18 protein-coding genes, 1 other RNA gene and 1 pseudogene are annotated in these 21,004 nt (G+C 64.7%); 9 read left to right on the top strand and 11 right to left on the bottom strand.

Annotated features, from left to right (window positions below):
• Positions 1-1,164 carry a surface lipoprotein assembly modifier gene (locus N5A92_RS08130; protein ID WP_260901649.1) on the top strand — a complete coding sequence of 388 codons (1,164 nt, stop codon included), beginning with the start codon at positions 1-3 and terminating at the stop codon, positions 1,162-1,164.
• A 219-nt stretch (positions 1,165-1,383) separates the two neighbouring features.
• Here N5A92_RS08130 and rnpB read toward each other — a convergent pair.
• The 7 genes and pseudogenes from rnpB to N5A92_RS08100 form a co-directional block, all read right to left on the bottom strand.
• Positions 1,384-1,798, bottom strand: an RNA gene (rnpB, locus tag N5A92_RS08125) — RNase P RNA component class A.
• Between the two features lie 261 nt (positions 1,799-2,059).
• Positions 2,060-2,227, bottom strand: a pseudogene (locus N5A92_RS27460) (polysaccharide deacetylase family protein); the annotation flags it as partial.
• 157 nt (positions 2,228-2,384) lie between these two features.
• Positions 2,385-3,038 carry a lytic transglycosylase domain-containing protein gene (locus tag N5A92_RS08120; RefSeq protein WP_260901648.1) on the bottom strand — a complete coding sequence of 218 codons (654 nt, stop codon included), beginning with the start codon at positions 3,036-3,038 and terminating at the stop codon, positions 2,385-2,387.
• A gap of 159 nt (positions 3,039-3,197) precedes the next feature.
• The gene (locus N5A92_RS08115) at positions 3,198-3,965 is read right to left on the bottom strand and encodes a peptidoglycan recognition protein family protein (protein ID WP_260901646.1); all 768 of its coding nucleotides are present in this window, start codon (positions 3,963-3,965) and stop codon (positions 3,198-3,200) included.
• Entirely contained in the window at positions 3,962-4,669 is a 708-nt protein-coding gene (locus N5A92_RS08110) for a J domain-containing protein (protein WP_260901645.1), read from the bottom strand. The genes N5A92_RS08115 and N5A92_RS08110 overlap by 4 nt, the downstream gene beginning before the upstream one ends.
• A gap of 233 nt (positions 4,670-4,902) precedes the next feature.
• The gene (locus tag N5A92_RS08105) at positions 4,903-5,094 is read right to left on the bottom strand and encodes a hypothetical protein (protein ID WP_260901644.1); all 192 of its coding nucleotides are present in this window, start codon (positions 5,092-5,094) and stop codon (positions 4,903-4,905) included.
• A gap of 148 nt (positions 5,095-5,242) precedes the next feature.
• Positions 5,243-5,764 (bottom strand): winged helix DNA-binding protein, encoded by a 522-nt coding sequence (locus tag N5A92_RS08100; protein ID WP_260901643.1) that lies wholly within the window; start codon positions 5,762-5,764, stop codon positions 5,243-5,245.
• A gap of 125 nt (positions 5,765-5,889) precedes the next feature.
• Here N5A92_RS08100 and N5A92_RS08095 point away from each other — a divergent pair, with 125 nt between their 5' ends.
• Together N5A92_RS08095 and N5A92_RS08090 are read left to right on the top strand one after the other, a co-directional pair.
• Positions 5,890-9,531, top strand: coding sequence for a hydantoinase B/oxoprolinase family protein (locus tag N5A92_RS08095; RefSeq protein WP_260901642.1), 3,642 nt, complete (start codon positions 5,890-5,892; stop codon positions 9,529-9,531).
• A gap of 94 nt (positions 9,532-9,625) precedes the next feature.
• The gene (locus N5A92_RS08090) at positions 9,626-10,609 is read left to right on the top strand and encodes a squalene cyclase (protein WP_260901641.1); all 984 of its coding nucleotides are present in this window, start codon (positions 9,626-9,628) and stop codon (positions 10,607-10,609) included.
• Here the strand turns inward: N5A92_RS08090 and N5A92_RS08085 are convergent.
• Positions 10,606-11,409, bottom strand: coding sequence for an aldo/keto reductase (locus tag N5A92_RS08085; RefSeq protein WP_260901639.1), 804 nt, complete (start codon positions 11,407-11,409; stop codon positions 10,606-10,608). The two genes, N5A92_RS08090 and N5A92_RS08085, sit on opposite strands and share 4 nt — an antisense overlap.
• A 198-nt stretch (positions 11,410-11,607) precedes the next feature.
• Here N5A92_RS08085 and N5A92_RS08080 point away from each other — a divergent pair, with 198 nt between their 5' ends.
• Together N5A92_RS08080 and N5A92_RS08075 are read left to right on the top strand one after the other, a co-directional pair.
• Positions 11,608-12,852, top strand: a complete 1,245-nt coding sequence (locus N5A92_RS08080; RefSeq protein WP_260901638.1) for a BtaA family protein — start codon at positions 11,608-11,610, stop codon at positions 12,850-12,852.
• Positions 12,852-13,508 carry a class I SAM-dependent methyltransferase gene (locus N5A92_RS08075; protein WP_260901637.1) on the top strand — a complete coding sequence of 219 codons (657 nt, stop codon included), beginning with the start codon at positions 12,852-12,854 and terminating at the stop codon, positions 13,506-13,508. The genes N5A92_RS08080 and N5A92_RS08075 overlap by 1 nt, the downstream gene beginning before the upstream one ends.
• Before the next feature lie 16 nt (positions 13,509-13,524).
• Here the strand turns inward: N5A92_RS08075 and N5A92_RS08070 are convergent, their stop codons facing one another.
• Entirely contained in the window at positions 13,525-14,928 is a 1,404-nt protein-coding gene (locus tag N5A92_RS08070) for a serine hydrolase domain-containing protein (protein ID WP_260901636.1), read from the bottom strand.
• 60 nt (positions 14,929-14,988) lie between these two features.
• On the opposite strand from N5A92_RS08070, the gene N5A92_RS08065 reads away from it, so the two are divergent.
• The 3 genes from N5A92_RS08065 (at position 14,989) to N5A92_RS08055 (ending at position 18,069) form a co-directional block, all read left to right on the top strand.
• Positions 14,989-15,795, top strand: a complete 807-nt coding sequence (locus N5A92_RS08065) for a glycoside hydrolase family 25 protein (protein ID WP_260901634.1) — start codon at positions 14,989-14,991, stop codon at positions 15,793-15,795.
• A gap of 32 nt (positions 15,796-15,827) precedes the next feature.
• Positions 15,828-17,027, top strand: a complete 1,200-nt coding sequence (locus N5A92_RS08060) for a lytic murein transglycosylase (protein ID WP_425248550.1) — start codon at positions 15,828-15,830, stop codon at positions 17,025-17,027.
• 124 nt (positions 17,028-17,151) lie between these two features.
• The gene (locus N5A92_RS08055) at positions 17,152-18,069 is read left to right on the top strand and encodes a DMT family transporter (protein ID WP_260901632.1); all 918 of its coding nucleotides are present in this window, start codon (positions 17,152-17,154) and stop codon (positions 18,067-18,069) included.
• Between the two features lie 382 nt (positions 18,070-18,451).
• Here the strand turns inward: N5A92_RS08055 and metF are convergent, their stop codons facing one another.
• Positions 18,452-19,372 (bottom strand): methylenetetrahydrofolate reductase [NAD(P)H], encoded by a 921-nt coding sequence (gene metF, locus N5A92_RS08050; protein WP_260901630.1) that lies wholly within the window; start codon positions 19,370-19,372, stop codon positions 18,452-18,454.
• Entirely contained in the window at positions 19,372-20,391 is a 1,020-nt protein-coding gene (locus tag N5A92_RS08045; RefSeq protein WP_260901628.1) for an ArsR/SmtB family transcription factor, read from the bottom strand. The genes metF and N5A92_RS08045 overlap by 1 nt, the downstream gene beginning before the upstream one ends.
• 198 nt (positions 20,392-20,589) lie before the next feature.
• Here N5A92_RS08045 and N5A92_RS08040 point away from each other — a divergent pair, with 198 nt between their 5' ends.
• Positions 20,590-20,937, top strand: a complete 348-nt coding sequence (locus N5A92_RS08040) for a DUF2293 domain-containing protein (protein ID WP_260901626.1) — start codon at positions 20,590-20,592, stop codon at positions 20,935-20,937.
• Positions 20,938-21,004 lie beyond the last annotated feature (67 nt).

Genomic DNA, 21,004 nt, shown 5'->3' with positions numbered 1-21,004 from the left:
ATGAAGATACTGGCTGCATTCGCCATTTGTCTTGTCTTCAGTACGGTAGCGAACGCAGAGAGACTGGCCCCCGAAGAAGCCGACGCCATTTTCATGGAAAGCCTGTCTGCCGCCCAGGCCGGGCGGCACGATATCGCTATCCGCAACTATCGCCACTTGCTGAGGGCAGTCCCGACCGCGCGAATAAAGCTGGAGCTTGCCCGGTCCTATTTCAGCGTCGGCAAATTCAAGCAGGCGCTGGCGCTTTTCCGGGAGGTTTACGATGCGCCCGGCACACCCAAGACGGTCAAGCGCAACATCCTGCCCTTCATCGAAGAGGCGGAGCTGCATATTCTGCGCGTCCGCTTCGGCGCCAGAATCGTAAGCGACAGCAATCCCGCCCGCGCTCCCTCGGGCGGGACGATCTTCTTCAACGGAATTCCGCTCGAATACGAACCCTCCTCGCCACGGGAGTTCGCGCACGGCTTCGAGCCTTGGATTTCCGTCGAAAAGCTTTGGGACAACGGCCTGCTGACCAAGTTCAACGGCAGCGCGCGGCTTTTTGAGCACGACGAGCTCAACGTGCTGCGCGGCCGGTTTTCCGTCGGCCGCATGCTGCCGTCGAAGCTGTTTGTCGAGGCGAGCCTGGATGCGGAACTGAACGAGGACAGCCCCTTTATGCGCCCCACGCTCGGCGCCTGGCGGCGCTTCACCCTGTCCTCGACGAGCCGGATCGGCGTGGGCGGCGACATCGGCTATACGTTTTCGGAGGACCACGACAGATCGGGCCAGTTCTACAGGCCCTATCTCTTTGGCGACTGGACGTTCCGCCCGAACGCGACCTTCTTCTGGAATGCCTCTCTGGAGCACCAGAACGCCCTCAACGATTACTACTCTTACGACAAGCCAAGCACGACCGTCGGGCTTGACGTGAAATTCGGTGGCTGGAACGTGTCGCCCAACCTGTCAGCGAGTTGGACGAGGTTCACCGAATACGATCCGTTTTGGAGGCTGAACCGGAAAGATGTAACGGTGCGTCCCTCCTTCTCCGTCTCCCACGACCGGCTGGAATGGAAGGGGATCAAGCCGGAATTCACGATCTTTCACGAGGGGCGCGACAGCAATGTCGACATCTATGACTATCACCAGACCGGCGGGTTCATCTCCCTCCGCAGGGCATATTAGAGTGGGATGCCCTTAGGCCGGATCAAATCCACGCCGTCATCCCGGAAGCCGGAGCGATAGCTGCGGCTGTCCGGGGCCCGTTCCGGAACGGCGGTGTCACGGAATGGATCCCGGCCCTCACTTCGTTTTGACCGGGATGACGCGCGGGGGGATTTATCCCACCTCAACGCATCCCTCCCGGAGACGAGGGCCAGGCCGCTCTTACTAAGGAAGAATGAAAAAACCAGCCGGTCTGTAAGCCGGGTTCTGTATGGCCGCACCGCCCGTGGGCTGTGCGACGTGACGACCATTCCTCTGGGACCGGTGTTGCCGCCGGCCTCAAGCAACCTACCCGAACGGCCGGGCCGGAAACCGCCCTTGAAGGTTGCCCTTCATGCCGTTCCTATTCGGTCTTGCTCCCGGTGGGGTTTGCCGTGCCGCCCCTGTCGCCAGGCGCGCGGTGGGCTTTTACCCCACCCTTTCACCCTTACCCGGCTTGGCCCTTCGGGCTTCGCCGGGCGGTTTGCTTTCTGTGGCACTTTCCCTGGGGTCGCCCCCGCCGGGCATTACCCGGCACCGTGTTTCCGTGGAGCCCGGACTTTCCTCACGCGCGGCCTTTTCAAGCGCTTGCGCGTGCGGCCGTCCGACCGGCTGGTGCATCGTATAAAGGGATTCGAGCACTAAAAAGCAATGCCTTCCGGCTAAAGCTTAAGACATTTATTCGGCGGGATAATTCGTCGTCCCAGAGATAGTTGGTTGGCCGCGGACATCGCAAATGCCGGGAGTGGACGGCTATCCTGTCAGGCACTTCTTCAAAAAATGGAGCGATGTGTCATTGCGCCGGATCGTAGCGCGAGGGAGCCAGACAGGGCGTCAGAAGGCGTGCGCGGCCACGACAGGTTGTCACGGCATAAAGCTATCCCGCCTCCTGAACCATCCGGCGGTATATCTCTCCCTCCTGTCCGTACGGATAACTGAAGGAAAGCACTTTCTCACCGAAAATATCCTCAAGGAGGCTGCGCGAGCGGACAATCTGGCGCATCGCCTCATCCGGCGGCTGCTCCGGCAGATGGATGTGGTCGAGCGTGTGCGGCCCACTTCATTGCCAAGCGCCGCCCATTCGCGCAATTGATTTCCGCCGGGACAGGCAGCCAGCCTTTCGACCTGCTGCCTGCGTTCTGCCGCACGCTTCAGATGAATGATAAACGCCTTAGTCGAGTTCCGGCTTTCGGGCCAATGCGCTACCCGCCAGCCAAGATGCGCTTCACCTTGGTGCAGTAAGCAGAGGAGACCGGGTTCATGCGCTTGGCGCCATGGCCGGCATTGTACCGCAGGATAGCGCCGCAGGTATTGCCGCCTCCCAGCCGGTATGCGCCGGCGAGGTATTTCATGCCGTACTTGATGTTCGTTTCGGGGTCGAAGAGCGCGCCGGCGGATCCGCGGTAGCCCAGGCCGCGAGCGGTGGACGGCTTGATCTGCATCAGGCCGATTTCGCCCGCCCTGCCACGCGCCGAGGCGCGGTAATTGCTCTCCACCGAAATAACGGCATGCGCGAGCGCCACCGGCACGCCGTATTCGGCGGCATAGCGCGAAATGATCGTGTGGTAGGATTGCCTGGCCTTGGGCGATTTGGCTTCGTTCACCCGCTTGGCATTGCGGCTGGTGCCGCTGGCGAACTCTTCCAGTCGCGCCACCTTTTCCTCGCGTTCGGCAGTGGGAGCAGCTTTTCCGCCCCGTATGAACTGCTTGAGCAAGGGGGCAAGTGAGCCCTTGTTGGTGCCGTTTGCATTGGCCGTCACGACGGCAGGCGTCTCGGGAGCGTCACTTGCGGCCTCGGAGCCGCCCGTCGTCATGCCGACAACGAGCGTTGCCGCAACAAGAATTTTGATGTGCATTGTAATCCGTTTTATTTTGTCGCCGCGGATGCAGCGCGTTTTGTTGATTGAACGGCGTGGAAATTCCCGCCGCCGACCCAGCGGCGCCTGTGGCAGGCAAAAATGCGCCAAAAAGGGCTTGCGCACTCAAAAGATGTGACGCTGTGAAATAGTTACTACTCAGCCGAGATCGTCTTTGGGCAGTCCGGACAAGAGCCGCGAAAGCGTGTCGCGGGTCGAGGGATCAGCGATGCCATCTACCCGCACCGGGCGGAAATGGCGCTGGAAGGCGCTCACAACGGTCGTTGTGGCGGCATCGAAAAAGCCAGTTATCTCAACGCCATAGCCATAAAGAGCCAGCATCGTCTGCAGCGCCTCCACCGCCTCGCCCCGGTCTCCCTCGGCGAGCACCGGACCGTCCGTCAGCGGCGCCGGCACGACATGATGTCCGATCCCCTCGCGCGCCAGGAGATCCCAGGGGAACTTTTCGCCCGGATCGACCTTGCGACCAGGTGCCACGTCCGAATGGGCAAGCACCCTTTGCGGCACAATCGGGTGCCGCCGGCATAAATCGCGGCACAAGGCGATCACCGCGGCGATCTGCTGGGCGGGAAAATCCGGGTAGCCGAGCTCGTGGCCGGGATTAACGATCTCAATGCCGATGGAGAAGGAGTTGACGTCGCTCATCCCCTGCCAGGACCCCCTGCCTGCGTGCCACGCGCGCGCGCCCTCACGCACCATCTGCACGACACGCCCGTCCTCGTGCACGAGATAATGCGCCGAAACCTCGCTTTCGGGATCGCACAGCCGGCGCTCCGCCGCCTCGCCGCTCTCCATGCCGGTATAGTGCAGGATCAGCGTGTCCGGCCGCATCCCGCCACGCCGCTCGCCAAAATTCGGGGAGACGCGCACTTGCGCCGGCGCGTATTCGGCGGCAAAGCCGATCATACCGTCCGCCGGGTTTTCTCGAGCTGCTCATAGGCCGCGTTTAGCGCGGCGACGCGGCTGTTGGCGATGGCGATGAACTCCTCCGGCACGCCGCGTGCGATCAGGCGGTCGGGATGGCTTTCGGCCACCAGCTCCCGGTAGCGGCGCCGGATCTCCTGAAAGGGAGCATCGCGCCCTACGCCGAGCAGGATGTATGGATCGCCCTCACCCTCCGTCACGTGCCTGGCGCGGATTTGCGCGTAGTGTGCCTCGTTGATGCCGAAGATCTCCGCCACGCGGGCGAGAAATTCCTGCTCCCCGTCGTGCAGCACGCCGTCGGCCTTGGCAATGTGGAACAGCCCGTCGAGAATGTCCTCCAGCATGGCGCAGTTGGGCTTGCCCGAGCCGCACAGCCCAGCCATCTGTCGCGCATAGACCTCGAAGCCGGCCACGTCCTTCTTGGCGAGGTCGTAGAGGCGGGCGACATTGCGCATTTCCTCGCGCGGTACGGAGAAAATCTCGTGGAAGGCGCGCACCTCGTCGGGCGTCACGATACCGTCGGCCTTGGCCATCTTGGCCGACAACGCGATCAGCGCGATCGAGAAGGCCACCCGTCGCCGCAGCTCCGGGTCACCCTTGAAGGCCATGCGCACCGCCTCCACCAGCGTCGAAACGCTGCCGGATGCGCGGGTCAGGAGGTCGGAGATGCGGACAAGGATGCTCATCGCCGGCACTTTTAAAACGATTTGCCGACGAATTCGAGGCTGGATTTTCGTCGCGCCCGACCGTGACGGGAATGCCCGTCTCCAACCGCCCGCGCACGCAAAAAGAAAGGCCGGCGAACCGGCCTTTCTCGTGGACGAGACCCAGCCTTAAACCTTTCCCCCGTGGCGACCTGGGGACATACGCCATCTCAGGGAGATTTCGGTGCGGACCTCGAACTGCTCGGGGAAAGCGTCTACTGCTGGGTATCCTCGCCCGTCCCGCCGGCATCGGGCTCAAGGCCCTGTGTCGTTGTGTCGTCGGTCCCCTCTGCCGGCTCTTCCAGCGGTGCCGTCTGCTCCGGCGCAGGCGCATCACCGCCCTCGTCGCATGCGGCAAGCCCCACAAGGGCCGCCGCGGACATAAGCCCGATGAAAACTTTGTTCATGCCATCTCTCCTTTTCAGGCAAGCCTTATGGCGGGCACAAGTCCCACGCTGGGCAGCCGGGGCAGGAATGCGCGCTGTTATTCCGGAGTTTCGTCACATTTCTTGAAGAGCGGTTACAGTCGAATGATCGACATCGCGTCACCGCCACTCACAGGATGGTGGCGCTGCGGGCAGCCTGATCGTACTGGCCGGAGATGCTGCGCATGGTGGCGGCGATGCCCGACAGCGCCTTTTCATCGAGGTTGAGCCGCTTCATGCTGTCCACCAGCAGCGCCTCGCGCACCTCGTGATAGCGCCGGCAGGCCTCGACGCCCTTTTCCGTCGCCTTGACCGTCTTCTCCTTACCGCGCCGGCCGCTCTTCACCAGGTCGAGCGCTGCCAGCTTGTTGATCGCGTAGGTGACGACGTGGGTGTCCTCGATGTTGAACATCATGCACAGTTCCGACAGCGTCTTCTCGCGCCCGCGGTGGGCGACGGCGTGCAAAAGGTGCACGGCGACCGGCTGCAGCCCCGATACGCCTGCCGCCGCCATGCAGCGCACCATCCATCGCTCGAACGAGTGGTGCATCAGGGTCATGGCGTACTCGATTTCCGACAGCGCCGGCATGCGGCCGGCCGCAAGATGCGCGGCCGCAACAATCGGCCCTATTCCCTCGTTCTGCTGCGTCATGGCTACCTCGAAAACAATGCCAGGCGCGAGGGTCGCACGTTGTGAGATTTTGTCAATAAATTATTGACGTTTTATTCGAGACGTGGTTTTGCTGCGGCGATGGCCGATGCAAGAGGAGCGAGCACATGACTGCCGGCAGATGGGACTTCTGGATCGACCGTGGCGGCACCTTCACCGACGTCATCGGCCGCGACCCCGACGGCGCGCTGCATGCGCGCAAGCTCTTATCGGAAAATCCCGAAGCCTATCGCGACGCCGGCATCCAAGGGATCCGCGACCTTTTGGGCGTGAAGGCGGGAGAGCCCATGCCCTCGCACCTCGTGGGCGAGGTGAAGATGGGCACCACCGTGGCCACCAACGCGCTTCTGGAGCGCAAGGGCGACCGCGTGCTCCTGCTGATTACGAAAGGCTTCCGCGACGCGCTGAAGATCGCCTACCAGGCCCGCCCCGACATCTTCGCCAAGGAGATCGTGCTGCCCGAGCAGCTCTATGAGCGCGTCGTCGAGGTGCCTGAACGCGTGCGCGTCGACGGCACGGTGGAGGCGGCACTCGATCTCGAGGCGGTGCGCGGCGAGATGGAGGCGGCAAGAAAGGACGGCATCGATGCCGTGGCGGTCATCTTCATGCATTCGTGGAAATTTCCGGAGCATGAGAAAAAGGCGGCGGAGCTCGCCCGCGCCCTCGGCTTCACGCAGGTCTCGGCGAGCCACGACACCTCGCCGCTGATAAAGCTCGTCGGCCGCGGCGACACCGCAGTGGTCGACGCCTATCTCTCCCCCATCCTCGCCCGCTATGTGCAATTGGTGGCGGGGGAACTGGGGATTCGCTCTCCTGCCTCCTCAGCGCCGACCTTCCCCCGACTCAAATTCATGATGTCCTCCGGTGGGCTCACCGCAGCCGACAAATTCCAGGGCAAGGACGCCATCCTGTCCGGCCCTGCCGGCGGTGCGGTGGGCATGGTGGAGACGGCGAGGATCGCCGGCTTTGAGAAGGTGATCGGCTTCGACATGGGCGGCACCTCCACCGACGTCGCCCATTACGAGGGCGAGTATGAGCGCGCCTTCGACACCGAGATCGCCGGCGTGCGCATCCGCGCGCCGATGATGCGCATCCACACGGTGGCCGCCGGCGGCGGCTCCGTCCTGCACTACGCGGACGCGCGTCTGAAGGTCGGCCCGGATTCGGCGGGCGCCAATCCCGGTCCCGCCTGCTACCGCCGCGGCGGCCCGCTCGCCGTCACCGACGCCAACCTGATGCTGGGCAAGCTGCAGCCCGACTTCTTCCCGGCGATCTTCGGCCCCGGCCAGGACCAGCCGCTCGATGGCGAGACGGTGCGCCAGCGCTTCACGGCGCTTGCCGAAAAGGTCGGCGACGGCCGCAGCCCGGAGGCGGTGGCGGAGGGCTTCGTCACCATCGCCGTTGAAAACATGGCGAACGCCATCAAGAAGATCTCCGTCCAGCGCGGCTATGACGTCACCCGTTATCTGCTCAACTGCTTCGGCGGCGCCGGCGGCCAGCATGCCTGCCTGGTGGCAGACGCGCTGGGCATGGAATCGGTCCTCATCCATCCGCTTTCGGGCCTTCTGTCGGCATACGGCATCGGCCTTGCCACCGTCTCGGCCTCGCGCCAGAAGGCGCTGATCAAGCCGCTGTCCCAGGCCGCCCTGCCCGAGATCGAGGCGCTGATTTCTGAGTTGCGCGAGGAGGTGCTGAAGGAGCTGACGGACCAAGGCGTGGAGGCGCAGGCGACCGAGTGGCGCCTGCGCCTCGAAGTGCGCTATGACGGCACCGACACCACGCTTTCCGTCCCATTCGACGAGCGCTCCATCGGCGCCGCCAAGACCGCCTTCGAGGCGGCCCACAAGGCGCAGTTCGGCTTCGTCTACGACGACAAGCCGATGGTCGTCGAGGCAGTGAATGTCGAGGGCGTGGACGCCCGCGCGGCGGGGCCGGGGGAGCCGGAGCTTGCCGTCAACGACAACGATCCCGCGCCGCACGTCACCCGCCGCATCTTCTGCGAGGGCACATGGCGCGAGGCCGGCGTCTTCCGCCGCGCCGATCTTGCCCCCGGCAACCGGATCAAGGGCCCGGCCCTCGTCATCGAGGACAACCAGACCATCGTCGTCGAGCCCGGCTGGCAGGCCGAGATCACCGAACGCAACCACGTGCTGATGCGGCGCGTCGAGAAGAAGCCGCGCCAGGCCGCACTCGGCACCGAGGCCGACCCGGTGATGCTCGAGGTCTTCAACAACCTCTTTATGTCGATCGCCGAGCAGATGGGTGTCACACTCCAGAACACCGCCTATTCGGTGAACATCAAGGAGCGGCTCGACTTTTCCTGCGCCGTCTTCGACCGCAACGGCGCGCTTGTGGCCAATGCACCTCACATGCCGGTGCATCTGGGCTCCATGGACCGCTCGGTGGAGACCATCATCCGCTTGAACGAGGGCGACATCCACCCCGGCGACGTCTTCGCCCTTAACGCCCCCTATAACGGCGGCACGCACCTGCCCGACATCACGGTGGTGACGCCTGTCTTCGACGAGCAGGGAAAAAACATCCTGTTCTACACAGCCTCGCGCGGCCACCATGCCGATGTCGGCGGCACCGCACCCGGCTCCATGACGCCGCTCGCCACGAATGTGGACGAGGAAGGCGTGCTGTTCGACAATTTCCGCCTCGTCGAACGCGGCCGCTTCCGCGAGAAGGAATTGCACGACCTCCTCACAAACCATCCCTACCCGGCCCGCAACCCGCACCAGAACATCGCCGACCTGAAGGCACAGATCGCCGCCAACGAGAAGGGCGTGGCGGAATTGAGGAAGATGGTCACCGACTTCGGCCTCGACGTGGTGGAGGCCTATATGGGCCACGTCCAGGACAACGCCGCCGAAAGCGTACGCCGCGTGCTGGAGCGCCTGCCCGACGTCTCCGAATATGAATACCCGACCGACACCGGCCAGGCGATCAAGGTGAAGATCACCGTGGACCGGGAAAAGCGCGAGGCGACGGTCGACTTCACCGGCACCTCGCCGGTGATGAAGAACAACTTCAACGCGCCCGAGCCTGTCGCCCGCGCCGCCGTCCTCTACGCCTTCCGCGTCATGGTGGAGGGCTCCATCCCCATGAATGCCGGCTGCCTGAGGCCGATCAGGATCGTCATTCCCGAGGGCTGCATGCTGCGCCCCTCCTATCCGGCCGCCGTCGTTGCCGGCAACGTGGAGACTTCCCAGCACGTCACCAACGCGCTGTTCGCCGCCATGGGGGCACTTGCCAACGCGCAAGGGACGATGAACAACCTGACCTTCGGCAATGAGACCTACCAGTACTATGAGACGATCTGTTCCGGCTCTCCCGCCGGCCGCATGAACGACGGCCGCGGCTTCAACGGCACGAGCGGCGTCCACACCCACATGACCAACTCCCGCCTTACCGACCCCGAAATCCTGGAGTTGCGCTTCCCCGTGCTTCTGGAAGATTTCCACATCCGCGAAGGCTCCGGCGGCAAGGGCAAGTGGAACGCCGGCAACGGCACGCGGCGCACCCTGCGCTTTCTTCAAACCATGGAATGCGCCATCCTCTCTTCCCACCGCACGGTGCCCCCGCGCGGCGTCGACGGCGGCGACGACGGCCAGCTCGGCAAGACCGAGGTACGCCGCAAGGACGGCCGCATCGAGACGCTGAAGGGATGCGACCAGACGGTGGTGGAGGCCGGCGAAGCCGTCATCGTCACCACGCCGACTGCTGGCGGGTTCGGGCGGGGCTAGCCCGGATTTCCCACGAACGCATCGGCTTGGCACGGGTCGGTAGAAGCGATTAGAAATAATCTACCGGCCCCGACCTGCTGATAGGTTCGCTCTGATGACTAACCCCGGATCGGTGATCGACTGGCTTCTCGACTCCGACCCATCGATCCGGTGGCAGGTGATGCGCGACCTGCTCGATGCCCCGGATCCAGAGTGGGCGGCGGAGCGGGCCAAGGTGGAGACCGAGGGCTGGGGAGCCAGGCTCCTCTCCTTCCAGGACGAGGACGGGCAATGGGCGGGCGGTGCCTTTGTCCCGACCGATTTCGATCCGCGCGAGTGGCGGGAGGTCGGTCAGCCGTGGACGGCGACGTGCTTTTCGCTGACACAGCTGCGCGAATTCGGTCTCGATCCCGCGTCAAGCCGGGCCAGACGGACCGTCGAGCTGATCGGCGCCAACTCACGTTGGGACGAGGGTGGCCAGCCCTATTGGGAGGGCGAGGTCGAGGAGTGCATCAACGGCCGGACCGTTGCCGACGGCGCCTATTTCGGGGTCGACGTCTCGCCCATTGTCGGCAGGCTCGTGGGCGAGCGTCAGGACGATGGCGGCTGGAACTGCGAGAGGTGCAACGGCTCGGTCCGCTCGTCATTCGACAGCACGATCAACGTGCTGGAAGGGCTCCTGGAATACGAAAGAGCCACCGGCGGCACGCCTGCCTCCCGGAAAGCGCGCAGGTCGGGCGAGGAGTATCTGCTGAGGCGCAAGCTCTTCCGCCGTCTCACGACGGGTGAGCCGGCGGACGAGCGGTTTCTGTCCTTCCTGCATCCGAACCGCTGGCGCTACGACATCCTGCGCGCGCTCGATTATTTCCGCTCCGCCGCGATGCCGAGCGGCGCCGATCCGGATCCGCGGCTCGGCGAGGCGATCGACCACATTCGCTCCCGGCGGCTGGAGGACGGCACGTGGCCTCTCGACTGGCGCCCGAAGGGGCGGGTCTGGTTCGAGGTCGACGACGGGCCGGACAAGCCCTCCCGGTGGGTGACTCTCAGGGCAATGCGCGTGCTCAGATGGTGGGAGAACCAGCGCCGGCCTAATGTCTAGGCATACGGAAGCCTCCCAAGCGACGAAAAGCGCTCGTTCAAACCGTCGAGCCGCGCCATGTCATCTTCGCTCAGCTCGAAATCAAAGACGTCGATGTTCTCCTCCAGGTGGGCACGCTGATTGGCCTTCGGTACGGCTGCCGTGCCGCGTTGCAGGTTCCAGCGGATCAGCACCTGGGCCGGCGACTTGCCGTGCTTGCCGGCGATCTCGCCGAGTGTGGTATCGTCGAGCCGCTTGCCGCGCGTCAGCGGGCTATAGGCCTGGATGACCATGTTCTTCTCCCGCCCGTAGCGCAGCATGTCGTCGCTGTAGCCGAACGGGCTCCACTCGATCTGGTTGACCGCCGGCACCTCGCCAGTGGCATCGATCAGGCGGTCGATACGGTCGGTGGAATAATTGCTGACGCCGATGTCCCTCGTAAGGCCGTCCTCTTTCGCCTTGATCAGCCCGCGCCACAGGTCCTCGCCGGGGCCGGATGACGGCGGGCGGTGTATGAGCATGAGATCTGCGTAGTCGAGGCCGAGTTCGCCCAGATATGCGCGGGTCGCCTCATAGGCGTCGTCCGTCTCTTCCACCTTGGTGACGAGATAGAAATCGGAACGTTCGACGCCACTGCGACGGATGCCTTCGCCGATGCCTGGCTGCGTTCCGTAATCCACGGCCGTGTCTATCAGGCGATAGCCGAGCTCTAGGGCGGCGGCGATCGTGCCCGCCGTATCGTCCTTCAGTTGCCAGGTGCCGAGGCCGAGTATCGGCATGTTGCGACTGGTATTGAGCGGCAGCGCGGTTTTCGGATCCATTGCCATCTCCTAGTCTTCGGGCCTGCGGCTCTAACCCAAGCTCCAGCGACATGTTCCAAGCTGCGGGCGGATCTCCGCCGCTGGTTAGGCGGGCAGCCGCCCCTCCTCCACAGCCCCGTCACATACCGTCATACCGCCTTCACCCCCCTGTCACGCATCTCCGCTAGCCCTTTGGGTAGCGTCCAAGGGGATTCTCCCATGACTGACCTTTCCGCCGATATTGGCCTCTCCTCCCGCCGCCGTATCGGCAGCGCCGTCTATCAGAACGCCGCCCTGACGAAGGCGGGGCTTTCGGAGCGCCTGTTCGCGCTCCTCTTCTCCGGTCTCGTCTATCCGCAGATCTGGGAGGACCCGGAAGTCGACATGGAGGCGATGGCGCTCGATGAAGGCCACCGCGTCGTCACCATCGCCTCGGGCGGCTGCAACATGCTGGCCTACCTCACCCGCGCGCCCGCCCGCATCGACGTGGTCGACCTCAACGCCGCCCATGTGGCCCTCAACCGGCTGAAGCTCGCCGCCTTCACCGCGCTCCCCGCCCACGGTGACCTCCTGCGGTTCTTCGGCCAGCCGGGAGAGACGGCCAACGAGGAAGCCTACGACCGCTTCATCGCACTGAGGCTCGACGCGACGAGCCGCCGCTACTGGGAGACGCGCGACCTCTTGGGCCGGCGGCGCATCGGCGCCTTCGACCGCGATTTCTACCGCACCGGCCTGCTCGGCTTTTTCATCGCCACGGGCCACCGCGTCGCCCGCCTGCATGGCGTCGACCCATCCGAGATCATGCACGCCAAAAACATCCGCGAGCAGCGCCGCTTCTTCGAAGAACGGCTCAAGCCCCTGTTCGACAAGCCACTCGTGCGCTGGGCCACTTCGCGCAAGGCCTCGCTCTTCGGCCTCGGCATCCCGCCGGCGCAGTATGACGCGCTGCTGGGCTCCGGCGGCTCCATGGCCGAGGTGCTTTCCGCACGGCTGGAAAAGCTTGCCTGCCATTTTCCGCTGAGCGACAACTACTTCGCCTGGGCCGCCTTCGCCCGCCGCTATCCGAAGGAGGGGGAAGCCACGCTTCCTACCTACCTCCAGCGCGAAAATTTCCGGACCATCCGCGCCAATGCCGGCCGCGTTGCCGTCCACCATGCCAATTTCACCGAACTGCTCGCCATCAAGCCGGCGGCAAGCATCGACCGCTTTGTGCTGCTCGACGCCCAGGACTGGATGAGCGACCGGCAGCTGAACGCGTTGTGGAGCGAGATCACCCGCACTGCCGCCCCCGGCGCCCGCGTCATCTTCCGCACCGCCGCACAGCCGACCCTCCTGCCCGGCCGGGTCCGGCAGGAATTGCTCGACCAGTGGCACTACGAATTCGCCCGCTCGCGCAACTACTCGGCGCGCGATCGCTCGGCCATCTATGGCGGCTTCCACCTCTATGTGAGGAAGGACGCCTGATGGCCGTCACCGACGGCCCCGGCCATGCGCGGCTGATGGACGGCGTCTACCGTCGACAGCGCCACATCTACGACCTCACCCGCAAATTCTATCTTCTGGGCCGCGACGGCCTTATTGCCGGCCTCGCCGTGCCGCCCGGTGGCAGCGTGCTGGAACTCGGCTGCGGCACCGGGCGCAACCTGGCGCTCGCCGCCGAGCGGTATCCGCAAGCCCGCCTCTTCGGCCTAGACATCTCCCGCGTCATGCTCGGGACCGCCGAAAAGCGCATGCGCCGTGGGGCCGGCAAGGTGCATCTGGCCGAGGCCGACGCCTCCGTCTTCGATGCCGAAAGGCTCTTCGGCCGCCGGCACTTCGACCGCGTCTTCCTCTCCTATGCGCTCTCCATGATCCCGCCCTGGCAGCGTACTGTCGCCGCAGCACTCGACTGCGTGGCACCCGGCGGGTCGCTCCATATCGTCGATTTCGGCCGCCAGGAGCGGCTTCCCGGCTGGTTCCGCGCAGGCCTCAGGCGCTGGCTCGCCGCCTTTCACGTCAGGCCGCGTGATTCATTGCGCGAGGTGCTTGAATCAGAGTGCGAGAAGCGCGGAGCAAGCCTTTCCTTCGATTCACGTTTTCACGGTTATGCGGTATACGCGGTGGTGACACTGCCGCGTTGAGATGTGCGGGCAGAATCTACTCCTCTCCCCGGTCGAGCGCCTTCACCACCGCCTCAACCAGGATCTGCGGCTTGTAGGCAAGCACGGTCGGCGTCAGCCCCATGCGCACCACCACCAGTCGGCGCGACGGGATAATGGTGATGGTCTGCCCGTCATGGCCCAGCATCCAGTAGGCGTCGTCCGGCAGGTCGAAGCCGTCGTCCTGATGCCTGTCCCGTGGCGTCATCACGCGCGGGCCCTGCATCCACAGCCCACGACCGTATTCGCCGTCGGAGGTCTGTGTCGGCGTGCGCATCCATTCCACCCAGCCTTCCGGCAGGACCTGCCGCCCCTCCCAGATGCCCTCCTGCAGGAGAAGCTGGCCGAAGCGCGCCCAGTCACGTGCGGAGGCATAGAGGTAGGATGAGCCGACGAAGGTGCCGCGCGCGTCGGTCTCGAAAACCGCCGTCTCCATGCCCGCGGGATCGAACAGCGCCCGCCGCGGCCATGCCAGCGCTTCCTCCTCGTCAGCGAATGCGTTCTGCCAGACACGCGACAGAATAACGCTCGTCCCGCTGGAATAGGAGAAATGCTCGCCGGGCCGGTAAAGCAGAGGCATATTGGCGGCGAAACCCGCCATATCCGGCTCCATGTAAAGCATGCGCGTGACGTCGCTCACGCCGTTGTAGTCCTCGTTGAAGGCAAGGCCGCTTTCGAGGCCCAGGAGGTGGGCGAGGGTGATCTCGCCGCGCTGGTCGCCGGCCCATTCCTGCAGAAGCCCCTCCTCCTCGACAGACAGCCTTCCCGATCCCACCACCGTGCCGGCGATGGCCGCATTGACGGTCTTGGTCATGGACCAGCCGAGAAGCGGCCGGCCAGGAACGGCGTCACCAGCGCCGTAGCGCTCGCCGACGATGCGCCCGTCGTGGACAACCACCGCGGCGCGCAGGCCTGGCCCGACGATTGCCGGATCTTCGAGCAAGGCGGCGATATCGGGGTGGCGGGAGGTGTCAGCCCCCTCCCCCTCCGGCCACAGCGCCGTCTCGTCATGCGAGGTCGCAGCCGGCGCCTCGATGGCCACCTCACGCACCGCCGCCAGATCGCCATCCGGCACTACAGCGCAACCCGTGCCATCGCGAAAGACGGCGAGCCCGTTGCCGAAGACGCCGAACAGTCCCGTCCGCACGATCCCCTCTTCCGCGTCCATACGCACCCACATCAGCCTCAAAAGCGGATGTCCCGGCGCCTGCACGTCCTCTCTCAGCACGTCGTCAGCCTCGCGTCCGGCCAGAAAGACATTGGAGCAGACGATCTTGGCGGTATAGCTCGCGCCGACGCGAATAAGCTCCGGCGGCGCCAGCCACAGCCAAACGACCAGGGCCAGAAGCGCAACGAGCAGAAGGCCCGCGAGCCATTTGACGATGGAAAGAACGATCCGCATGGCTTATCCCCGAAAACATATGCACGATAGCGATTCGCCGCCGGGGAGGCTCTGCCAAAAATGCGCCTGTTGACGGTTTTGCTGCTGCTCATGTCGGTGACGGCCTGTTCGCGGGGGGGCTACGACCTCGCGGACCTCGTGCCGACGCCCGCAGCCCAGGCGCCCGAACTCACCGGTGGCGGTCTGCGCTTTGCCGACAACAAACCCCATGAATGGGAAGACCGCCCGCCCTGGAGCTATCCCGTTCACGGCACCGACGTTTCCAAATACCAGGGCGCGGTCGACTGGCCGCGCCTGGCGCGCAACGGCATTGCCTTCGCCTTCATCAAGGCGACGGAGGGCGGCGACCGCTTCGATGAGACCTTCAACAGCAACTGGCAGGGCGCAAAAGCCGCCGGCATTGCCCGCGGCGCCTATCACTTCTTCTATTTCTGCCGCCCGGCGATCGAGCAGGCGCGCTGGTTCATCCGCCACGTGCCGCGTGATGCTTCAGCCCTGCCGCCGGTGCTCGACATGGAGTGGAACCACCTCTCCCCCTCCTGCAAGCTACGCCCGCGCCCGGAGGTGGTGCGCAAGGAAATGCAGGTTTTCCTCGACGCGGTCGAGCGGCATTACGGCAAGCGCCCTATAATCTACACATCCGTCGACTTCTTTGACGACAATGGCCTGGGACGCTTCAAGGGTTATCCTTTCTGGCTGCGCTCGGTGGCCGGCCATCCGGATGACAAATATAGCAATCATCCTTGGGTGTTCTGGCAATATACGGGAACGGGCGTCTTGCCCGGTATCGAGGGAAACGCCGATATCAACGTCTTCCACGGCAGCGCCAAAGCCTGGCGTGAATGGCTGAAGGCCTATACCAGCTGACGGTGCCCGTGGTCATATGGAGGGAAAAAGGCATGCATTTGCGAGGCCTCTTGGCTCATCTACGCGGCCCCTTGTTCACGGCCCTGGCCGCCCTTTCCATGCCGGCGGCGGCCTTCGCGCAGCAGTGCGGCGGTGATTTCGCCGCCTGGCGCGCCGGCATCGAGGCCGAGGCTGCAAGCCAGGGTGTCGGCGCCACCGGGCTTTCAGCGCTCAACCGCGCCTCCTTCGACCAGCGGGTGGTCAATGCCGACCGGGCGCAGGGCGTCTTCACGCAGACCTTCCGCGAGTTCGCCAGCCGCATGATAAACGACTACCGCCTCACCCACGGCCGGCGGAACCTGGAAAAATACGCCGACACCTTTGCCCGGGCCGAACGGGAATTCGGCGTTCCGGGCCCGGTCATCGCCTCCTTCTGGGCGCTGGAGACGGATTTCGGTGCCGTGCAAGGCGATTTCTCCACCTTGAACGCGCTCGCCTCGCTGGCCCACGACTGCCGGCGGCCGGAGATCTTCCGCCCCGAGCTGATCGCGCTTCTGAAGCTCATCGACCAGGGTGCGGTGTCCGCCGACATCACCGGTGCCTGGGCCGGCGAGATCGGGCAATTGCAGATGCTGCCGAGCGATTATCTGGAAAAGGGCGTGGATGGCGACGGCGACGGCCGCGTCGACCTTAAGGGCAGCGCGCCGGACGCCATCCTCACGGCCGCGCACGCAATCGGCGCGCTTGGCTGGAGGCCCGGCGAGCCGTGGCTCGACGAGGTGCGCGTGCCGGCCGACATGTCCTGGGGAGAGGCCGGGCTGACGAACAAGCTGCCGCGCAGCGAGTGGGCCGCTCTCGGCGTCACCCGTCGCGATGGCAGTCCGCTGCCGCCCGATGCCCTCCCCGCCCGCCTCATCCTGCCCATGGGTCACAAAGGCCCCGCCTTCCTCGCCTACGACAATTTCGACATCTATCTCGAATGGAACCAGTCGCTCGTCTACACGCTGACCGCCGCGCACTTGGCCGCGCGCTTCGACGGCGCGCCTCCCTTCGACCCGCGCACCCCGGAGCCGGGCCTGGCGCCGGAGGTCATGAAGCAGCTCCAGCAGAAGCTCGCCGACCGGGGCTACAACGTCGGCGGAATCGACGGCATTCTCGGCTTCAACACCCGCGAAGCCGTGCGCCAGGAGCAGCTGCGCCTCGGCCTGCCGGCGGACGGGTGGCCAACGGCAACGCTTTTTTCCAGTTTGTAGGGAATGGCGTTGCCCCTCCCTCAAGCCTCGTGCCACCGCGGCAATCGCCATTGTGCCAGCGCCAAAAACGGGTGGTGACGCACGGCGCGGGTGTTAAGGGTTGTCCTTTCACCGGGAGAATTCCATGGCAGCCGAGACCCGTGCCGCGACCGCACGTCACATGTCGCTACAGGACTGGGCGCTGCTGATCCTGCTCGGTGCCATCTGGGGTGGGTCCTTCTTCTTTGCCCGCATCGCGGTGGCCGAGATCACGCCGCTGGCGCTCGTCATGTTCCGCGTGTCGATCGCCGCCCTGGTGCTGCAACTTTGGCTCGCCCTGCGCGGCCCGAGCTTCCGCCTTGCCTTTTCCATGACCGGCAGCTTCTTCGTTATGGCGACGCTCAACAACATCATCCCCTTCTCCCTCATCTTCCTCGGACAGACGGAGCTCGGCGCGGGGCTCGCCTCCGTGCTCAACGCCACCACCCCGTTCTGGACGGCGATCCTCGCCAATATGCTGACGCAGGACGAGAAACTCTCCTTGAACAAGCTTGCCGGCATCGGCTTCGGCATCGCCGGCACGGCGGTGATGATCGGCCCCGGCCTCGTAGCCGGCCTCGGCGGGCCGATCTGGGCCAAGTTCGCGCTGGTGGGGGCTGCCGTCTCCTACGGCTTCGCCTTCATCTTCGCCCGTCGCTTCCGCGCTATCCCGCCGCCCGTGGTGGCGACGGGGCAGCTCACCGCCTCGACCGTCGTCATGATCCCGCTGGTGATGCTTGTACACGGGCCGGAAGGCCTGTTCTCGGCGAGTGCGCACGTCTGGGCGGCAGTCCTCGCGCTCGCCGTGCTCGCCACCTCCTTCGCCTATATCCTCTATTTCCGCATCATCGCGTCCGCCGGCGCCACCAACGCTTCGCTGGTCACGCTGATCGTACCCGTCAGCGCGATCCTGCTCGGCGCGCTGTTTCTCGGTGAAAGGCTGGAACTCTTCGAAATCGCCGGCATGCTTTTGATCGGGCTCGGGCTGATCACCATCGACGGCCGTCTTCTCAGGGTGCGCTGAGGCGTGAGTCTGTGAACTTGTTAACACAACTTAACACAACGTGACGGAGGCCGTTTAGGCAGCGAATTCAAGCGGCAATACAAGATCGTAGGAAGCGTTTTTCACAAAGCTGCTGCGCCGCAGCATAGAAAGCGCTTGGCAATGCCGCGTGAGAACCAATAGAATCGGGCTTCAGTCTGCAGAGGAGGCTATCGCTTATGGGACTGACACGGCCACTAAACGCGCTCGTGATATGTGCAGCCTTTGCATTTATCGGCGCAGTCATCATGGGGGTCCTTCCGTAAGCAGTACAATAAGAAAAGACGGGAAAAGCTGGAAAGTTAAGGAAAAGGCCGGGCAGAACCCGGCCTTTTCTGTTCGGTAAAGGTGCCGGCCCTTCGAGCTACGCCGCCGCCGGCTGCGCGCCGATCCTCTCCGCCGCCGGCCGTATGCCGATCATATGGCAGATGGCGAAGGCGAGATCGGCGCGGTTCATCGTGTAGAAGTGAAAATCCTCCACGCCCCGCTCGACCAGGTCGAGCACCTGTTCGGCCGCCACCGCCGCGGCGACAAGCTGGTGGGTGGGCGGGTCGTCGTGAAGCCCCTGGAAGCGCTCGGCCAGCCACGCCGGCACATGCGCTCCGCACTGGCCGGCAAAGCGCGTCATCTGCGTGAAATTGTGCACCGGCAGGATGCCTGGCACGATGGGGATATAGATGCCGGCGCGCCGCGCCCGCTCGACATAGCGCTCATAGACGTCGTTGTCGAAGAAGAACTGGGTGATGGCGCGCGTGGCGCCGTTGTCCACCTTGCGCTTCAGCATCTCGATGTCGGTGGCGAAATCCGGGCTTTCGGGGTGCTTTTCCGGATAGGCGGAGACGGAGATGTCGAAATCACCGTGGCGCGAGAGCGCGCCCACCAGCTCCGCCCCGTTGGTATAGCCGTTAGGATGCGGCCGGTAGGCCGCACCCACGCCTTCCGCCGGATCGCCGCGCAGCGCCACGAAGCGCTTCACGCCCATACCCGCGAACTCGCGGATGACGGTATCGACCGCATCGCGATCGGCATCCACGCAGGTCAGGTGCGCAGCCGGCGTCAGCACCGTCTCCTCCAGGATACGCCGAACCGTGCGCGCCGTGCGCTCGCGCGTCGAGCCGCCGGCGCCGTAGGTGACGGAAACGAAATCGGGATCGAGCGGCTCGAGCCGCTTTACCGTCTCCCACAACTTGCGTTCCATCTCGTCCGTCTTGGGCGGAAAGAATTCGAAGGAGACGCGGACTTTCTCGCCCTTATCCGTGCGGCGGGAAAAACGGTATCTGGTCATCAGGCAATCTCCTCGCGCGCCTGCATTTCTGTCTCGCTGTCGGCCATCAGGATGCGCCGGTCGCGCGCCAGCCACAGCTTCACCGTCAACCCCTCGGCCGCCTCGCCTTCAGGTGCGAAGGCGCACGTCTCCTCGAGGTCGAGCTCAGCCTCGCCGAGCCATTCGGCAATCTGCCGGTCGGCGAAGCCGAGGCGCAGATGCGCATGCTCCTCACGTAGGAACTCGTGCCCGTGCGGCGCGAAATCGAGGATCACCAGCCGCCCGCCGGGGCGCAGGAGCCGGGCGGCCTCGCGGATCGCCAGTGCCGGGTCCTCCAGGTAATGCAGCACCTGATGGATGGTGACGAGGTCGTGCGCGTCGCGCTCCACGGGCGGCGCATAGATATCTCCAAGCCGCACTTGCGCTTGTGTCACGCCGGCCCGCTCCAGATTGGCGCGCGCCACGGCCAGCATCTCGCGCGACAGGTCGACGCCGACGCCGCGCCGGTAAAGCGGCGCGAAGAGCTCTAAAAGCCGCCCAGTGCCGGTTCCGAGGTCTACCATGGACTGGAACGACCGCTCTCCCACAAGCGCCTTCAGCCCCGTCTCGACGGCAGCATCCGGCACGTGCAGGGAGCGGATCTGGTCCCAGCTTGCGGCGTTCTTGGCAAAATACTCCGCCGCCCGCTCCTGCCGGCGCCGCTTGATCGCTTCGAGCCGCTCCAGATCGCGATCCGTCACCGGGTCCGTGCGGTCGATGCGGGCCACCACGCCATCGACGAACTCGCGCGCCGCATCCGCCTCCGACAGGCGAAAGAAGGCCCACGAGCCCTCCTGGTAGCGGGCGATGAGATCGGCATCGAGCAGAAGCTTCAGGTGGCGCGAGACGCGCGGCTGCGACTGGTTGAGGATTTCGGTCAGGTCGGAAACGGTCAAATCCGCGTGCGACAGGAGGACAAGAATGCGCAGCCGGCTTGGCTCGGCCGCCGCCTTCAGGATATCCACCATCACGTCCAGCCGTATCGTCGGGCGTGTCAGCATGCGCCTCTCCAACAAAGACATAAAGATATGTTTATATGAAATATGATGGCTTGGCAAGCCCATGTGGTTCCGGGGACATCGTTGCGCGCGGGCTTGGCAACAGGAAAAACAGCGCAAAGGGGGCGCCGGCCTTTCCCGCTGGCCAAGCCGCACCTAAAGCAGAGAGCGCAAACCGTTCGGCAGCAAGGAAGCAGCGCAATGAAGGTCTCGACCGCCCGCCAGCGCGCGGTAAACAAGGCGCTCACGGCGCTCCTGCCCCTGGCGCCCTATTCCGACACGGAGAAAATCCGCGCGCTCGCCAACGACCGAAAGCTGCGCACCCTGCCGCCTTCGATCGCCGTATGGCTGGCAACGGTCACCCATGTGCGCCACGAGCACAGCGACTACGACGACCTTCTGGCCGAGGGCTACGACCGCGACGCGGCGCGCTTCTTCGTGGTCGACCAGATCAACGACATGCTGACGGGCTGGCGGGCGACACGGCTGCTCGATGCGGAGGAGGGTGAGAGTGAAGCCGTTGGCATGAATGACAACGAAGCCAAATGATGGCACATAGGCCAACATGAGGGCGAGGTTGGTGCATGAGTCGAAGGATACCTATCCGATGGCTCGA

Origin of the sequence: Chelativorans salis (assembly GCF_025336525.1) — a bacterium.
GTDB lineage: Bacteria > Pseudomonadota > Alphaproteobacteria > Rhizobiales > Rhizobiaceae > Chelativorans > Chelativorans salis.
The sequence above is the reverse complement of the archived record's forward strand: the minus strand, read 5'-3'. Positions and strand labels throughout refer to the sequence as shown.

Coding starts and splice junctions, on each gene's coding strand:
- N5A92_RS08090 (WP_260901641.1), top strand. CDS start 9,626: ATGACTAACCCCGGATCGGTGATCGACTGGCTTCTCGACTCCGACCCA.
- N5A92_RS08075 (WP_260901637.1), top strand. CDS start 12,852: ATGGCCGTCACCGACGGCCCCGGCCATGCGCGGCTGATGGACGGCGTC.
- metF (WP_260901630.1), bottom strand. CDS start 19,372: ATGACCAGATACCGTTTTTCCCGCCGCACGGATAAGGGCGAGAAAGTC.
- N5A92_RS08070 (WP_260901636.1), bottom strand. CDS start 14,928: ATGCGGATCGTTCTTTCCATCGTCAAATGGCTCGCGGGCCTTCTGCTC.
- N5A92_RS08080 (WP_260901638.1), top strand. CDS start 11,608: ATGACTGACCTTTCCGCCGATATTGGCCTCTCCTCCCGCCGCCGTATC.
- N5A92_RS08065 (WP_260901634.1), top strand. CDS start 14,989: ATGCGCCTGTTGACGGTTTTGCTGCTGCTCATGTCGGTGACGGCCTGT.
- N5A92_RS08095 (WP_260901642.1), top strand. CDS start 5,890: ATGACTGCCGGCAGATGGGACTTCTGGATCGACCGTGGCGGCACCTTC.
- N5A92_RS08055 (WP_260901632.1), top strand. CDS start 17,152: ATGGCAGCCGAGACCCGTGCCGCGACCGCACGTCACATGTCGCTACAG.
- N5A92_RS08085 (WP_260901639.1), bottom strand. CDS start 11,409: ATGGATCCGAAAACCGCGCTGCCGCTCAATACCAGTCGCAACATGCCG.
- N5A92_RS08040 (WP_260901626.1), top strand. CDS start 20,590: ATGAAGGTCTCGACCGCCCGCCAGCGCGCGGTAAACAAGGCGCTCACG.
- N5A92_RS08100 (WP_260901643.1), bottom strand. CDS start 5,764: ATGACGCAGCAGAACGAGGGAATAGGGCCGATTGTTGCGGCCGCGCAT.
- N5A92_RS08120 (WP_260901648.1), bottom strand. CDS start 3,038: ATGCACATCAAAATTCTTGTTGCGGCAACGCTCGTTGTCGGCATGACG.
- N5A92_RS08060 (WP_425248550.1), top strand. CDS start 15,828: ATGCATTTGCGAGGCCTCTTGGCTCATCTACGCGGCCCCTTGTTCACG.
- N5A92_RS08115 (WP_260901646.1), bottom strand. CDS start 3,965: ATGATCGGCTTTGCCGCCGAATACGCGCCGGCGCAAGTGCGCGTCTCC.
- N5A92_RS08105 (WP_260901644.1), bottom strand. CDS start 5,094: ATGAACAAAGTTTTCATCGGGCTTATGTCCGCGGCGGCCCTTGTGGGG.
- N5A92_RS08130 (WP_260901649.1), top strand. CDS start 1: ATGAAGATACTGGCTGCATTCGCCATTTGTCTTGTCTTCAGTACGGTA.
- N5A92_RS08110 (WP_260901645.1), bottom strand. CDS start 4,669: ATGAGCATCCTTGTCCGCATCTCCGACCTCCTGACCCGCGCATCCGGC.
- N5A92_RS08045 (WP_260901628.1), bottom strand. CDS start 20,391: ATGCTGACACGCCCGACGATACGGCTGGACGTGATGGTGGATATCCTG.